Origin of the sequence: Paenarthrobacter sp. DKR-5 (assembly GCF_018531425.1) — a bacterium.
Lineage (GTDB): Bacteria > Actinomycetota > Actinomycetes > Actinomycetales > Micrococcaceae > DKR-5.
The window spans coordinates 164,769-178,264 of sequence record NZ_JAHBOI010000003.1 but is presented as its reverse complement, the minus strand read 5'-3'; the positions used below and the strand labels follow the sequence as shown (position 1 = coordinate 178,264).

Here is a 13,496-nt window from a genome sequence, read left to right as displayed (position 1 = left end):
CACAGCAGCGGGCCCCGGCAGAAGCCGGGGCCCGCACTGGTGTTCCGATCAGAGCTTGCCGAATTCTTCCTTCAGCGGCTGCGGAACGTTCTTGTCGTCGTACTTGTAGATGCCGATGTACGCCTCCGACGGGTCTCCGTTATCCGCAAACGTGATGGGACCGGACTTGCCGTCGTAGTCGATGTCCTTGCCCTGGCGCAGCAGCGTCACGCAGGTGGGGAAGCTGTTGCACTTCTCGCCGCCCTCGGACACGTCCTTCAGGTGCTTGGCAATGTCCACGCCCTTGGTGCTCTTGGCCTCTTCGGAGGCAAGCGCGATCAGGTTCGCGGCGTCGTACGATTCACCGGCGTAGTTCCAGTTCTTCAAGGTCGGGTCGACCGTCAGCAGCTGCTTCTTGAAGTCGTCCTTGGCGAACGTGCCAGGGTTGGTGCCCTGCGCACCGGTGAGGCTGCCGGGCTTGAGGTCCTTGCTGTAGTCGGCGAGGTTGCCGTCCACGAAGAACAGCTGCTCCGGCTTGATGCCCTTGGCGAGCAGCAGCGGGATGATCTGCTTGGCCTCGTCGAAGGTCAGCAGGCCGATGGCGTCCGGCTTGGCCGCCACGATGGCGTCCACCTGGCTGGAGAACTGCGAATCACCGGTGTTGTACATCTGCTCCGCGACAACCTTGCCGCCGGCCGCAGTGAACGCTTCCTTCACGTTTTTCTGCAGCCCGGTGCCGTAGGGGTCGTTGAGCACGATCATGCCCAGGGTCTGCGCGCCGCAGCTGGCCATGTAGTTGCCCAGGACCTTGCCTTGCAGCACGTCCGAGGGGGCGTCGCGCCAGTACAGGCCCTTGTCGTCCCACGTGCTGAAGTCCGGGGAGGTGTTGGCCGGGGAGAACTGCACGACGCCGGCACCGGTGATCTGGTTGATCACGGTCTTGGACACGCCGGAGGACGCCGCACCAATGATGGCACCGACGCCCTGGCCGAGCAGGTTGGTGACGGACTGGGTGGCAATGTCCGTCTTGGTGTCGCCGGAGTCGCGGTTGATCAGCTGAACCGGCTTGCCCAGGACGCCGCCGGCAGCGTTGATCTCCTTGACCGCCAGATTCACGCCCGCGATTTCGGGCGGGCCGAGGTAGGCGAGGTTGCCCGTCGTGGGCAGAAGCGTGCCGAGCTTCAGCGGGGTGTCGGTCGTCGTGGCCGACGGCGGTACTGCTCCGGCACTGGTGGCAGCCTGGCTGGCCGTCGCCGAACCGCCCCCGGTGGGGCAGGCCAGGGCCGCCGGTGCGGCAGAGCCACCGCTCGCACCGCCGCTCGCTCCGCCCGAACTCGACGGCGCCGAACTGCTGCCGCCGCAGGCCGAAGCGAAAAGTGCAACGCCCAGGCCGAGAGCCGCAAGCTTCGCTGCCCGGGGCGCCGCAATTTGTGTTGCAGTCATCTATTTGTCTCCTCGATCGAAAGGTCCGCGAACCTTTGATGCGATCACCAGGGATTCCTGATTAGAAGAAAAAATAGCCCATTAGTGAACCGAAAATAAGTCCATCAGGTCACATCCTTGTAACTACTACCCCCGGGTAGAAAAACGATCCCGAAGACGGTGCCCCAGCAGGGACTCGAACCCTGACTGAGCAGATTTTAAGTCTGCTGCCTCTGCCGATTGGGCTACTGGGGCGTGCCGGCGCCGCAGCGCGGGCATCGCGACCAGCTTAGTTGATCCGTCCGGGGCCTCAGGGGTCCAGCTCCGCCTACAGGTCCTCGAAGGGTGCGGCGTAGCGGAACCTGCCTGCCGCCGCAGGCCCTCCGGAAAGCTCCAGGGCCATGAAGTGCTCCCCCCACCGCGGATCCGGTGCCTCGATGCCCAGGCTGCGGGCGTCGGCGAAACCGAACCGGTGATAGTACGCGGGGCTTCCAAGCAGGCAGATGATCCGCTCCCCCGCGGACCGGCCCGCGGCGATGACGCCGCGCATCAAGGCGGAGCCGACGCCGGCGCCTTGGCGTGCGGGGTCGACCGCCAACGGACCCAGGCCCAGCGCGGGCACCGTGCCGATCCAGCCCCGGGTGCAGATGACATGGCCGATGACCGCACCGTCCTGTTCAGCCAGCAGGGACAGGTGCGCCAAATAGCCCGGGTCCTCGAAGAGCGCGCGGAGCATGCCTGCCTCAACGGGCTCGCCGCCTGCCGGGCTTCCGAAGGCCCGGCTCACGACGTCGAGGACGGCGGGCCGGTCGGCCAGCGTCTCGGGACGGATGAGCATGTCCCGGAGTCTAACCGGCAGGGGCGTCAGGGATGGACCTTGAGGGCGTTAAGCGCCGACGGCGGCCCCTCGCCAGGAGGGACCGCCGTCGGCGATGATGCCGCTTGCTGCAGGGCTACTTGGTGGACGCCGGCTTCGGAGCCGGCGCGGCAGCGGCCTCGAAGGAGGCGCGCGGCTGGTCCAGGTCGAGCAGCTGCGTGGTGTCGCGGCCGGCGACCAGCGCGCCGAACCAGTCCATCAGGACGCGGATCTTGCGCTCGACGGTCGGGATCGCCATGCCGTGGTAGCCGCGGTGCGCCACCCAGGCGGGGGCACCCTTCAGGCCGACACCCATGATGTTCGCGACGCCCTTCCACTGGCCGAAGCCAGCGACAGCGCCGAGGTTCTTGTGCTTGTAGTCCACGAGCGGCTCGTTGTTGCGGGCAGCCCACAGGTTCTTGGCGAGGCGCTTGGCCTGGCGCAGTGCGTGCTGGGCATTGGGAACGCAGAAGCCCTGCACGCCGCCGCCGGTCAGGTCCGGCACGGCCGCGACGTCGCCGGCAGCCCAGGCGTTCTCGATGGGGCCGTCGTCACCGGTGATGCGCAGGTCCGCACCGACGCGGACGCGGCCGCGCGGATCGATCGGGAAGTCGGTGGAGCGGACCATCGGGTTCGCCTGCACGCCGGCGGTCCAGATCAGGGTGTCGGTGTCGAACTCCCCTGCCGGAGCCTTGTCCGGCATGCTGATCAGCTTCAGGTGGCTGTCGGTGGCGTCCGCGAGGGAAGTGTTCAGCAGGACCTCGATGCCGCGGCTTTCCAGGTGCTTGACAACCCACTTGGCCTGCTCTTCGGTCACCTCGGGCATGATCCGGCCCATGGCCTCAATCAGGACGAAGCGGATCTCGCTCTGGTCCACGCGCGGGTTCTGGGCAACGGCCTTGCGGACCATGTCCTCGAGCTCGGCGATCGTTTCGATGCCCGCGAAGCCGCCGCCGACGACGACGAAGGTCAGGGCGCGCTGACGCTCGCCCGGTTCGGTCGATACGGCTGCGACCTCGAGGCGCTCCAGCACCCGGTTGCGCAGTGCGACGGCTTCTTCAATGTTCTTCAGGCCAATGCCGTTCTCGGCCAGGCCCGGGATCGGGAAGGTGCGGGTGATGGCGCCGGCACCCACCACGACGTCGACGTAATCGAGTTCGAACGGCGCGGAGCCGTCCACCGGCGCGATGACGGCTTTGCGGTTCGCGTGGTCGATGGCCGTGACCCGGCCGTTGATGAGTTCGGTCTGGCGGAGGTGGCGGCGGTGCGAGACGACCGCGTGGCGGGCCTCGATGTTTCCACCGGCAACTTCGGGCAGGAACGGCTGGTACGTCATGTAGGGCAGCGGGTCGACCAGGGTCACAATGCCGCCGGTCTGGGCGATCTTCTTTTGGAGGCCCAGGGCGGTGTAGAGGCCGACGTAGCCGCCGCCGACGACGAGCACGCGCGGGCGGTCAGAGTACTGGAGATTGGAAGCCATGCCTGCCATCATAGCGAACTTTGTGAAAGTTTTCACGAGTCCTCCCAAAGTTTTTCAGAGGCTCCGTAAACACGCGCTGCAGGTACCTCAGGCGCCGGTCTTCGATCCCGCCTTCGCCTGCCCTGCCGCGGCCGAGTGGCTCCCGTGCCGGCCCTCCTCCCCGCCGAGGCGCCGGGAGGCCCGGGCCAAGTGGACGGCGGCCCCGGCCAGGACGGCCAGCAGCAGGGCGCCGGAACCGAGCACCGCGGTCATCGGCACGGCTTCGTCCAGCCCGGCGGGCTGCGCCGCCACCGGCACGGTCGGCTCCGGGAGGGTGGGAGCCGGGGCCGCCGGGGCCTGGCCCTTGCTGGTGGGGGTTGCCGTGATGGAACCGCGGCGGTGCACCCGGATCCACTCGGCAATGGAGCCCAACGGGTTCTGGGTCACCACCGGCACCTTGGCCTTCAGGGCAGCCTCGACATTGAGGATGCCGAAACCGTAGATGGGGTCCTGGCCCGGGGCACCGGCGTCCTTGGCGGTGGAAATGATGCGGTTGATCACCTGCGCGGCCGACATGTCCGGCCACTTGGAACGGATCAGGGCCGCTACGCCGGAAACCAGCGGGGCCGCCCCCGATGTGCCGGACCAGTCCGCGTACCGGCCGCCCGGGAGGCCGCCGACGAGTTTTTCGGCCGGCGCGGCCACGCCGATGCTGATGCCCTGCGACGAGGAGTCCCAGCTGGCTTTGCCCTGCCGGTCCAGGCCCGCCACCGTCAGCACGCCGGGGATCGTGGCCGGAGCCCCGACCTGGGTCATGCCGACGCCGCGGTTTCCGGCCGCGGCGACGATCACGACGTCCTTCTGCTCCGCGTAGAGAAAGGCATCGTCCCAGCTGGTCGGCCATTCCGTCGACGAGCTGCCCAGCGACATGTTGATGACCTTGGCTCCGTGGTCGACCGCCCAACGGACGGCTTCCGGGATCTGGGCGTCCACGCTCTTGCCGGAGGGGTTGGGTGAGCCGAGCCACGCGGAGACGGAAAGGATCTGCGCCTCCGGAGCGACGCCGATGACGCCGTCCGGTCCGGCTCCGACGGTACCGGGCTTCGGCTTGTCGCTGCCGGCCGCGTGGCCGCGCCCGGCGAGCAGCGTGGCGACGAGGGTGCCGTGTTCGGGCGTCTGGCCAATGCCCTTCGTGCCGTTGGCCGAGCCGGAACCGGAGACGTCATAGCCGCCGGTGACGGCACCCTTGAGGTCCTGGTGGCTGGCGTCGATGCCGCTGTCGATGACGGCGACCTTGACCCCGGCGCCCCTTGAGACAGTCCATGCCTTGGTCACGCCGTAGCTGGAAAGCCAGTACTCGCGGTCGCGGATGTCGTCCGCATGTGCAGCCGGTGCGGTACCGAGGCCGAGCAGCACGCTGCCGGCCAGCAGCGCCGCGGCCAGCAGGCCGGACAGGGCACGGTTGTGCCAGGAAGACGTCGTCATTGTGATCCCATCACCGTTGGTTCCCCGCGCCTCACGGGCGCGGTGCCGGTCCCCTATGAACGCGCTACGCTCAGGGCAATTCCGTCAAGAATATCGTGTTCGCTCGTGGTGGCCCCGGCCACGCGGCCGCCGCTGGCCGCCTCGACACGTTTCAGCACGCGCCGCCAGATCAGTGCTCCGGCCCCGATGACGTCCACCCGGCCGGGGTGCATGTAGGGCAGCGCAGCGCGCTGGTCCCGCGTCATTTCCAGCAGTTCGGTGCAGGCACGGGCGACGGTCGCGCCGTCGAGACTCGTACCGTGGATGCGCGCCGGATCGTAGGCGGCCAGGCGCAGCGCGTGCGCCGTGATCGTTGTGACGCTGCCCGCCACGCCGACCAGCACCGCGGCTTCGCCAAGCGGCACCGCCTGCTCCACGAGGTCCAGGGCGGCGTCGACGTCGGCCTCCGCAGCGGCAACCTGCTCGGCCGTGGGCGGGTCGGCGGCGAGGTGGCGCTCCGTGAGCCGCACACACCCGATGTCGACCGAGCGGGCGGCGCGCACGCCGGCCCTGTCGCCCAGCACGAACTCGGTGCTGCCCCCGCCGAGGTCGACCACCAGCACCGGTGACGGGCCGTCCGCCGGCAGCACGCTGGCGGCACCGGCGAAGGACAGTGCCGCTTCCTCGTCGCCGCTGATCACTTCGGGCTCGACGCCGAGCCGCTCCCGGATGCCGTCCACGAACACCTGGCGGTTCTCCGCGTCGCGCGTCGCCGACGTCGCCACGAACCGGACGGCCTCGGCACCGCGGTCACGGATCAGTCCGGCGTATTCCTCGGCCGCAGCAAAGGTGCGCTGGAGGGCTTCGTCGGCGAGCCGGCCGGTGGCGTCGACACCCTGGCCAAGCCGGACCACCTTCATCAGGCGCTCAACGTCGGCCAGGGCGCCGTCGAGCGGATCCGCGATGAGCAGCCGGATCGAATTTGTCCCGCAGTCGATTCCTGCCACCCGCGTCATGACTGTCGTTCTCCTGCCTGGTCTGCTTCCTCCTGGGCGGCCGCCTTGGCCTCGAGGTGCTTCACGTGCCGGCTCAGGTCCTTGGAGGGAACCGGCCCCTGGGTGTCCCACGCGCCGTCGCAGTTGCAGCGGTCTCTTGTCCACCACTCGGCGATGGCGGCCAGCGCCTCGTCCCCGAGCGGGTTGACGCCGGGCCCGGCAGCCAGTGAGTGCCCGACCAGCACGTGCAGGCATTTCACCCGGGTGGGCATTCCGCCGGCCGAGATGCCGTCGATTTCCGGGACGGGCCCGGTGCCGGCACGCTCGCCGATGTCCCGGCGGGCCGTGAGGTAGGCGTCGTGGGCCGCGCGGTAGGCGGCGGCCAACTCGTCGTCGGATCCGAGCCGTTCGCTCATCTCGGCCATCACACCGGCGGCTTCGAGCCGCGACACTGCAGCTGTGATGACCGGGTGCGTGAGGTAGAACGTTGTGGGGAACGGGATGCCGTTGCCCAGCCGCGGTGCGGTGGCGGCGACGAGCGGATTGCCGCAGACGCAGCGGGCCGGAATCTCGACCACATCGCGGACCGGGCGGCCGAGCTGCCGGCTGAGGACCTCGAGGTCCTGTGCCGTCGGGATTCGGGGATCGGCCGCGGTTCCGGCTCCGGGCATGCCGGACCTCCTAGGTACTTCCGTCGTTCAAGGGCAAGCCGCGGCCAAGGCAAGGTCGCGGCGGTAGGTCTCCAAGCCTAGCGCGAGGGGCCCCGACCGCGAAGCGGGCGGGGTAGCGCGACGGCGCTAGCGCGAGGGGCCCCGACCGCGAAGCGGGCGGGGTAGCGCGACGGCGCTAGCGCGGGCTGGCGTCAGTCCTTGGCCGAGCGCTGGATCGACTGCCACAGCGCATCCACCCACGGCAGGTTGGACGGGTTCATGGCCGTCCCCTTCGGCGCAGGCGCAGCGGGCGCAGCGTCGCCGCCGAACACCCAGTAGCCGGTCTCGCCGGGCATCACCATGTTGATCCGGTCCCGGGCCTGCTGGCGGACGAAGGCCGGGTCGCTCCACCGGGTCACCTGCGTCTGGAGGCTCTGCTGCTCAGCCTGTTTGTTTCTGATGTCATCCTGCAGGGCTGAGATTTCGGCGCGCTGCTCGATATAGACGCGCACGGTGGGCGCGAGCAGGACGGTGATGGAGATCAGAACGACGGCGAGGGCAAGCATCCGGCCGGAAAAGGCCTTGGCCGGAACGGGGGTGTTGCCCTCGTCGGACTGCCGTGACCGCGTTCCCCCGAGGAGCCGGGCTGCCGAGTCCCGGACGGTGCCGGCTCGGACTGCCGCGTCCCGCGCTGCGGACCGGAGGCCGTCTGTGCGGCCGGCCGGCGGCGGAGCATCCTCGTTCCCACCGGCCGCGGTGGCTGCGCCGTCGACGGGCGTGGGGGCTTTGCCGCCACCGGCGTCCGGGGTGTGCGAGCCGAACCGGGGCCGCAGGATCTCCGCGCCGTCAGTTGCCCTGGGGTGGTCCGCCGGGGCCTTGGCGCCGGCGGCTGAGGCGCGGGGCACATTCGGGCGGCGGGTCGGCATGGAACTCCTGGTGTGCTGGTCGGCCGGCGGAGACCGGCCCGTTAAACGGGCCGGTGGCTATGGTCTTTCAACCATAGCCACCGGACGTGCCTTACTTGGCGGTGAAACGCGGGAAGGCGCTCAACCCGGCGTAGCGTGCCGCGTCGTCGAGCTCCTCTTCGATGCGCAGCAGCTGGTTGTACTTCGCCACGCGCTCGGAACGGGCCGGGGCACCCGTCTTGATCTGTCCGGCGTTGGTGGCCACGCAGATGTCGGCGATGGTGGTGTCCTCGGTCTCGCCGGATCGGTGCGAGGTGATGGTGGTGTAACCGGCGCGCTGGGCCAGGGACACGGCGTCGAGCGTCTCGGTGAGCGAACCGATCTGGTTGACCTTGACCAGCAGCGAGTTGGCCGTCTTGGCGGTGATGCCGCGCTGCAGGCGCTCCGGGTTGGTGACGAAGAGGTCATCTCCCACGAGCTGCACCTTGTCACCGAGGCTTGCGGTCAGCTTGGCCCAGCCCTCCCAGTCGTCCTCGTCCAGCGGGTCCTCGATCGAGACCAGCGGGTAGTCGCGGACCAGTTCTTCGTAGTAGGCGCTCATTTCCTCGGCGGAGACCTGCTTGCCCTCGAAGTTGTACTTGCCGTTTTCGTAGAACTCGGACGAGGCCACGTCCAGGGCCAGGGCGATGTCGGCTCCCGGGGTGTAGCCGGCCTTGCGGATGGCGTCCTGGATGAGGTCCAGCGCGGCACGGTTGGACGGCAGGTTCGGCGCGAAGCCGCCTTCGTCGCCGAGGCCGGTGGACAGGCCCTGCTCCTTGAGCACGGACTTCAGCGCGTGGTAGACCTCGACGCCCCAGCGCAGGCCTTCGGAGAAGGTGGACGCGCCGAGCGGCACCACCATGAATTCCTGGATGTCGACGTCGGAGTCGGCGTGCGAGCCGCCGTTGAGGATGTTCATCAGCGGTACCGGCAGCACGTGGGCGTTCGGGCCGCCCAGGTAGCGGTACAGGGGCAGGTCCGCGGACTCGGCGGCGGCGCTGGCGACGGCGAGGGAGACACCCAGGATCGCGTTGGCGCCGAGGTTGGCCTTGTTCGGGGTGCCGTCGAGGTCGCGCATGGTCTGGTCGATCAGTCGCTGGTCGGTGGCGTCGAGGCCCTCGAGTGCCGGAGCGATCTGGTCGATCACGGCATTGACGGCCTGGCTGACGCCCTTGCCCAGGTAACGGTTCTTCTCGCCGTCACGGCGTTCGACGGCCTCGAAGGCGCCGGTGGAGGCGCCGGAGGGAACCGCAGCGCGGCCGATGGACCCGTCGTCCAGGCCGACCTCGACCTCGACCGTGGGGTTGCCGCGGGAGTCAAGGATTTCACGCGCGTGAATGGCTTCGATAAGCGCCATGGAAGTGCTCCTGTTCATTCGAACTTGAAGGGAACTATGGGTGGAAAATCCGGGGAGGACGGGTTTGGGGGTCCTGAGGCCTAAGCCTACCGAATCGGGCCGCCGCGCGGGCTTTGTGTCCGGCCGGCCGCCGGCGGTGTCAGGCCTTCGCCTCGCCCGCGCCGCCGCCGGGCAGCCGCGCCAGTTCCGCCTCGCTCATGCCGGTCGCCTCGCTAACCTCCGCCGGCGTGCCGACGCCTGCGGAGAGCACCGCGGCTGCAGCCTCATGGAGGGCGATTCGTGCCGCATCAAGCTGGAGTTGCAGGGTTTCGATGTCCGCTGCCATCGCCCAAAGGCTGGACAGTTCAGCTTTCACGGTTCGTACCTTCCCGAAGAGCAGTGGTGCGCGCCGGCGGTCCGCGCGGCGAAGGCCCGGCACAAGCAGGGCTCTTGTGCATCATACCGAGGGCGACGGGAGGCCCTGCGAGTTGACGCGTAGGTTTTTTCCTACATATAGTGCGGGGGTGCGCCCGCTGAACGACCCCTCACCGACGGATCTGCTCTTCGGCGCGCTGGCCCATCCGGTGCGGCGCCGGATCCTCGACGTGCTGCTTGCCGGTGACCGCACCGCGCAGGAGATCGCCGATGGCTTCGACCTCGCCCGGCCCAGTGTCGCGGAGCATCTTTCCGCCCTCAAACGGGCCGGACTCGTGCGCTCCGTGAGGGACGGGCGGTTCCAGCGGTACAGCATCACCCCATCCCCCCTGCACGAGGTCCACGCCTGGCTCCAGCCGTACGAGCGGTTCTGGCGCGAGCGGACGGCCGGCCTCGGGCAGCTCCTCGACGACCTCAGACAGGATTCTCCGTGACCTCTTCGCTCCCGGCCGCCACCGGCGCCATCGTGATCGAGCAGTACTATCCGCACCCGCCGTCCGCCGTCTGGGAGGCCATGACCACTCCGGAGCTGATGGAGCGCTGGCTGATGAAGACCGAGGGCTTCCGCCCGGTGCCCGGAACCCGCTTCAGCATGCAGGGCAGGCCGATCGAGGCGGCGAACTTCTCCGGCCTCGTCGCCTGCACCGTGCTGGAAGCGGAGGAAGGCACAAAGCTGAGCATGACCTGGGACGACGCCCTCGCCGAGCGGCCCACCGGCTGGGTGGTGACCTGGGAGCTGACCGCCGAAGGCGAGGGAACGAGGCTGCTGCTCACGCACAGCGGATTCGATCCGGACGACGCCTCGCAGCAGCTGCCACGCACCATCATGAGCGGCGGCTGGGGCCACATCGTCACCGCGCTCGGCCGGGTCCTCGACACCGCGACGGCCGGTGAGGAACGGGCCGCGGAGGACTAGTCTGTCCCCATGTCAGGAACCCAGACCCCGTCCGGCGGGGATTCCTCCGCCAGGCTTACCGCGACTGTGAACGGCATCGTCCAAGGCGTCGGCTTCCGCTTCTGGACGCTGCTGCGGGCCGAAGACCTTGGCCTGACCGGCGACGTGCGCAACCAGAGCGACGGGACCGTCCGGCTGGTGGCCGAAGGGCCGCGGCCGGTGCTCGCCGAGTTGCTCGAAACCCTGCGCTCGGGCCAGACGCCGGGAGACGTCGACTTCGTGGAAGCAGAGTTCAGCGAGGCGACCGGCGAATTCCGGCGCTTCAACCTGCACTAGCGCGGCGCCGCCGCGGCGGGTCCGGCCGCGGTCCTAGCTGCCGGCCTGGAAGCGGCGGACGGCGTCGCGCAGCGCCCGCTCGGCGTCGAAGCCGAGGGCCTGGGCCTGCACGCTGAGCCCGAGCAGCAGCTCCCCCAGCGCCGCCTCGTCCGCCGGCTCCGGCACCGCGGCCGGCTCCGGCAGCCTGAGGCCGGCCCGGCGCGCGCGGTCGAGGCTCTTGCGCGCCAGGGCCAGGGCCGGCAGGGATGCAGGCAGGCCCAGGAACGGCGAGTCGTCCCCGGAGCGCTCGGTCTTCTTCACCTCGTGCCAGCGCAGCTCGATTTCCTCCACCGTGGCGGGGAAGCTGTCCTGCAGGCTGCCGTCGGGCCGGAAGACATGCGGATTGCGCCGCACCATCTTCTCCGCAAGCCCGGAGGCCACGTCGTCGAAGCTGAAGCGTCCGGCTTCCTCGGCGAGCCGGGCGTGCAGCACCACCTGCAGCAGGACGTCGCCCAGCTCCCCCTTGATGTCGTCCCCGCGGCCGCCCTCGATGGCCTCGACCAGCTCGTAGGACTCCTCCACGAGGTACTCCACCAGCGACTCGTGGGTCAGCGCCGCCATCCACGGGCAGTGCCCGCGCAGGAGGGCGATGACCTCCACGAGCCGGTCAACGCTGCTCACCGCGCGTTCTGGTAGGCCTCGGTGATCAGGTCTGCCAGGGCTTCGCGCTCCTCCAGCGGCAGGAAGGCTGCTTCCGCGGCGTTCAGGGTCAGCGCCAGCAGGTCGTCGAGGTCGTACTCGAAGGCCTCCACCAGCAGCTCGAATTCGTCGGTCAGGCTCACCCCGCTCATCAGCCGGTTGTCGGTGTTCACGGTGACCCGGAAGCCGGTCTGGTAGAGCAGGTCGATCGGGTGGTCCTCCACGGTGTCACCAAAGGCTTCGATGGCGCCGGTCTGCAGGTTCGACGACGGGCACAGCTCCAGCGCGATTCCCCGGTCCCGCACCCAGGCCGCGAGGTGGCCGAGGGTGACCAGGCCGACGTCGTTCTGGTTTGCCTCATCGGTGGTGAACTCGACTTGGATGTCTTCGGCGATCCGCACGCCGTGTCCCAGCCGCAGCGCCCGTCCGTGCACCAGGGCGTCCTGGATGCTCTCCAGCCCGGCGGCCTCGCCGGCGTGGACGGTGGCCGGGAAGTTATTCTCGGCCAGATAGGTGAAGGCGTCCTTGAAGCGGGAGGGCAGGAACCCGTCCTCGGCGCCGGCGATGTCGAAGCCGACGGCGCCCTTGTCCCGGTGGCGGACGGCCAGTTCGGCGATTTCCTGGCCGCGGTCCGCATGCCGCATCGCCGTGATCAGCTGACCCACCTGGATCTGGCGGCCCGAGGCGGTCACTTCCTCGACGCCGGCTTCCAGGCCCTCCTGCACGGCCTCGACCACCTCGTCCAGGCTCAGGCCCTTCTGCAGGTGCTGCTCCGGAGCCCAGCGCACTTCACCGTAGACGACGCCGTCATCGGCCAGATCGAGGACGAACTCCTTCGCGACGCGGAACAGGCCCTCACGGGTCTGCATCACGGCGATGGTGTGGTCGAAGGTTTCCAGGTAGCGCGGCAACGACCCGGAGTCGGCCGATTCGCGGAACCACTCCCCCAGCGCCACCGGGTCCGTGGAGGGCAGGGTGTGCCCGACGGCTTCGGCGAGTTCGATGATGGTGGCCGGCCGGAGCCCGCCGTCAAGGTGGTCGTGCAGGGAAACCTTGGGCAGGCTGCGGATGTCGAAGTCGGACGCGGACGCTGGGGAGAACTCGAGTTCAGTCACGGACCCAACTCTAGAGAGACGGGCAGGGAGATTGCCAGTTGTCCGCCGCCTCCGCGTCGCGGTCCGCGGCCGAAGACGTGAAGCCCTAAAGCTTGCCCTGCGGGGCGACGTCCTTCACCGGCGCGGACGGGGTGCCCGTCCCCGACGGGGTGCCCGTCCCGGCCGCGGTGGCGCGTTCGGCCGCCTTGGCCAGCTTCCGGTCGTGCCAGCGGTGCACGAACTGCATTGCGTGGTCGATGATGAAGCCGATGACAATGGCGAACACGATGGCGATGGCCGCCCCCAGCAGCGGGTGCTGGTGGACCCAGTGCCCGGCAACGGTACCGATGCCCCAGGAGTAGCCCACCCAGGTGAGGGCGGCGAACACGTCCAGCACGAAGAACCGCCGGTGCGGGTACCCTGTTGCGCCGGCGGTGAAGTTGACCGCCACGCGGCCCACCGGGACGTACCGGGCGGTGAAGATCAGCATGGCCCCGCGCTTGTCCAGTTCGTACCGCGCCCAGTGCAGTGCCTTGGCCGATCTGGGCCTGCGCATCCACTTGAAGCGCGTCGTGCCGATCCGGTGTCCCAGCAGGTACGCGACGTTGTCCCCGGCCACCGCGCCGACCGCGCCGGCGAGCATGGTCAGCCAGATGTTCGGCTGGCCCGACATCACCGAGACGGCCGCCAGCGCGACGATCAGCGTCTCGCTGGGCAGCACCGGGAAGAAGCCGTCGATGAAGCAGAAAGCGAGCAGCACAGGGTAGATCCACCACGCCCCGGCGGCGTGCAGGATCATGTGGTTCAGAAATTCCACGCGCTGTGCTCCTCGTACCTGTTCTCAGTGGGGATAAGTTTCCCACGGCGGGGGCTCCGGCGCCATCGAAATCCGCGCCCGGGAGCCGAAACCCTCCCATGGGACAACGGACGGGCCCTCCCGTTGGTTTCCCGCC

General features: G+C 69.2%; 15 protein-coding genes and 1 tRNA gene. 3 read left to right on the top strand and 13 right to left on the bottom strand.

The annotated features are described in order from the left end of the window. Window positions 1-48: 48 nt before the first annotated feature. The 10 genes from KIH31_RS07145 to KIH31_RS07100 form a co-directional block, all read right to left on the bottom strand. A complete protein-coding gene (locus KIH31_RS07145) occupies window positions 49-1,422 on the bottom strand; it encodes an ABC transporter substrate-binding protein (protein WP_214426409.1) in 1,374 nt (457 codons plus the stop codon). Between the two features lie 160 nt (window positions 1,423-1,582). Further along, window positions 1,583-1,656: transfer RNA gene (locus tag KIH31_RS07140), tRNA-Leu, on the bottom strand. Window positions 1,657-1,729: 73 nt separating this feature from the next. After that, window positions 1,730-2,239 (bottom strand): GNAT family N-acetyltransferase, encoded by a 510-nt coding sequence (locus KIH31_RS07135; protein ID WP_214426408.1) that lies wholly within the window; start codon window positions 2,237-2,239, stop codon window positions 1,730-1,732. 115 nt (window positions 2,240-2,354) lie between these two features. Then, on the bottom strand, window positions 2,355-3,737 hold the full coding sequence (locus tag KIH31_RS07130) for an NAD(P)/FAD-dependent oxidoreductase (RefSeq protein WP_214426407.1): 1,383 nt from the start codon (window positions 3,735-3,737) through the stop codon (window positions 2,355-2,357). A gap of 87 nt (window positions 3,738-3,824) precedes the next feature. Then, the gene (locus KIH31_RS07125) at window positions 3,825-5,201 is read right to left on the bottom strand and encodes a S8 family serine peptidase (RefSeq protein WP_214426406.1); all 1,377 of its coding nucleotides are present in this window, start codon (window positions 5,199-5,201) and stop codon (window positions 3,825-3,827) included. Between the two features lie 53 nt (window positions 5,202-5,254). Next, window positions 5,255-6,196 carry a Ppx/GppA phosphatase family protein gene (locus KIH31_RS07120; protein ID WP_214426405.1) on the bottom strand — a complete coding sequence of 314 codons (942 nt, stop codon included), beginning with the start codon at window positions 6,194-6,196 and terminating at the stop codon, window positions 5,255-5,257. Continuing rightward, the gene (locus tag KIH31_RS07115) at window positions 6,193-6,846 is read right to left on the bottom strand and encodes a DUF501 domain-containing protein (protein WP_214426404.1); all 654 of its coding nucleotides are present in this window, start codon (window positions 6,844-6,846) and stop codon (window positions 6,193-6,195) included. Before KIH31_RS07115 ends, KIH31_RS07120 begins: the two co-directional genes overlap by 4 nt. Before the next feature lie 191 nt (window positions 6,847-7,037). Continuing rightward, window positions 7,038-7,751, bottom strand: a complete 714-nt coding sequence (locus tag KIH31_RS07110) for a septum formation initiator family protein (RefSeq protein WP_214426403.1) — start codon at window positions 7,749-7,751, stop codon at window positions 7,038-7,040. A gap of 91 nt (window positions 7,752-7,842) precedes the next feature. Beyond that, window positions 7,843-9,126 (bottom strand): phosphopyruvate hydratase, encoded by a 1,284-nt coding sequence (eno, locus tag KIH31_RS07105; protein WP_214426402.1) that lies wholly within the window; start codon window positions 9,124-9,126, stop codon window positions 7,843-7,845. Between the two features lie 139 nt (window positions 9,127-9,265). Further along, on the bottom strand, window positions 9,266-9,481 hold the full coding sequence (locus KIH31_RS07100) for a hypothetical protein (RefSeq protein WP_214426838.1): 216 nt from the start codon (window positions 9,479-9,481) through the stop codon (window positions 9,266-9,268). Between the two features lie 148 nt (window positions 9,482-9,629). Between KIH31_RS07100 and KIH31_RS18080 the strand changes: the two genes are divergently transcribed. From KIH31_RS18080 to KIH31_RS07085, 3 genes are read left to right on the top strand one after another with little or no spacing between them, the layout of a single operon-like run. Beyond that, window positions 9,630-9,974, top strand: coding sequence for a metalloregulator ArsR/SmtB family transcription factor (locus tag KIH31_RS18080; protein WP_307857571.1), 345 nt, complete (start codon window positions 9,630-9,632; stop codon window positions 9,972-9,974). Beyond that, window positions 9,971-10,456 (top strand): SRPBCC domain-containing protein, encoded by a 486-nt coding sequence (locus KIH31_RS07090; protein WP_214426400.1) that lies wholly within the window; start codon window positions 9,971-9,973, stop codon window positions 10,454-10,456. Before KIH31_RS18080 ends, KIH31_RS07090 begins: the two co-directional genes overlap by 4 nt. 9 nt (window positions 10,457-10,465) lie before the next feature. Then, a complete protein-coding gene (locus KIH31_RS07085) occupies window positions 10,466-10,771 on the top strand; it encodes an acylphosphatase (protein ID WP_214426399.1) in 306 nt (101 codons plus the stop codon). 33 nt (window positions 10,772-10,804) lie between these two features. On the opposite strand, the gene KIH31_RS07080 is transcribed toward KIH31_RS07085, so the two are convergent. From KIH31_RS07080 to KIH31_RS07070, 3 genes are all read right to left on the bottom strand, one after another. Further along, complete coding sequence (locus tag KIH31_RS07080; protein WP_374224857.1) at window positions 10,805-11,431, bottom strand: MazG nucleotide pyrophosphohydrolase domain-containing protein; 627 nt, start codon at window positions 11,429-11,431, stop codon at window positions 10,805-10,807. Continuing rightward, a complete protein-coding gene (locus tag KIH31_RS07075; RefSeq protein WP_214426398.1) occupies window positions 11,428-12,564 on the bottom strand; it encodes an adenosine deaminase in 1,137 nt (378 codons plus the stop codon). The genes KIH31_RS07080 and KIH31_RS07075 overlap by 4 nt, the downstream gene beginning before the upstream one ends. A gap of 85 nt (window positions 12,565-12,649) precedes the next feature. Further along, window positions 12,650-13,360 (bottom strand): DedA family protein, encoded by a 711-nt coding sequence (locus KIH31_RS07070; RefSeq protein WP_214426397.1) that lies wholly within the window; start codon window positions 13,358-13,360, stop codon window positions 12,650-12,652. Window positions 13,361-13,496: the final 136 nt, after the last annotated feature.

Coding starts and splice junctions, on each gene's coding strand:
- KIH31_RS07145 (WP_214426409.1), bottom strand. CDS start 1,422: ATGACTGCAACACAAATTGCGGCGCCCCGGGCAGCGAAGCTTGCGGCT.
- KIH31_RS07135 (WP_214426408.1), bottom strand. CDS start 2,239: ATGCTCATCCGTCCCGAGACGCTGGCCGACCGGCCCGCCGTCCTCGAC.
- KIH31_RS07130 (WP_214426407.1), bottom strand. CDS start 3,737: ATGGCTTCCAATCTCCAGTACTCTGACCGCCCGCGCGTGCTCGTCGTC.
- KIH31_RS07125 (WP_214426406.1), bottom strand. CDS start 5,201: ATGACGACGTCTTCCTGGCACAACCGTGCCCTGTCCGGCCTGCTGGCC.
- KIH31_RS07120 (WP_214426405.1), bottom strand. CDS start 6,196: ATGACGCGGGTGGCAGGAATCGACTGCGGGACAAATTCGATCCGGCTG.
- KIH31_RS07115 (WP_214426404.1), bottom strand. CDS start 6,846: ATGCCCGGAGCCGGAACCGCGGCCGATCCCCGAATCCCGACGGCACAG.
- KIH31_RS07110 (WP_214426403.1), bottom strand. CDS start 7,751: ATGCCGACCCGCCGCCCGAATGTGCCCCGCGCCTCAGCCGCCGGCGCC.
- eno (WP_214426402.1), bottom strand. CDS start 9,126: ATGGCGCTTATCGAAGCCATTCACGCGCGTGAAATCCTTGACTCCCGC.
- KIH31_RS07085 (WP_214426399.1), top strand. CDS start 10,466: ATGTCAGGAACCCAGACCCCGTCCGGCGGGGATTCCTCCGCCAGGCTT.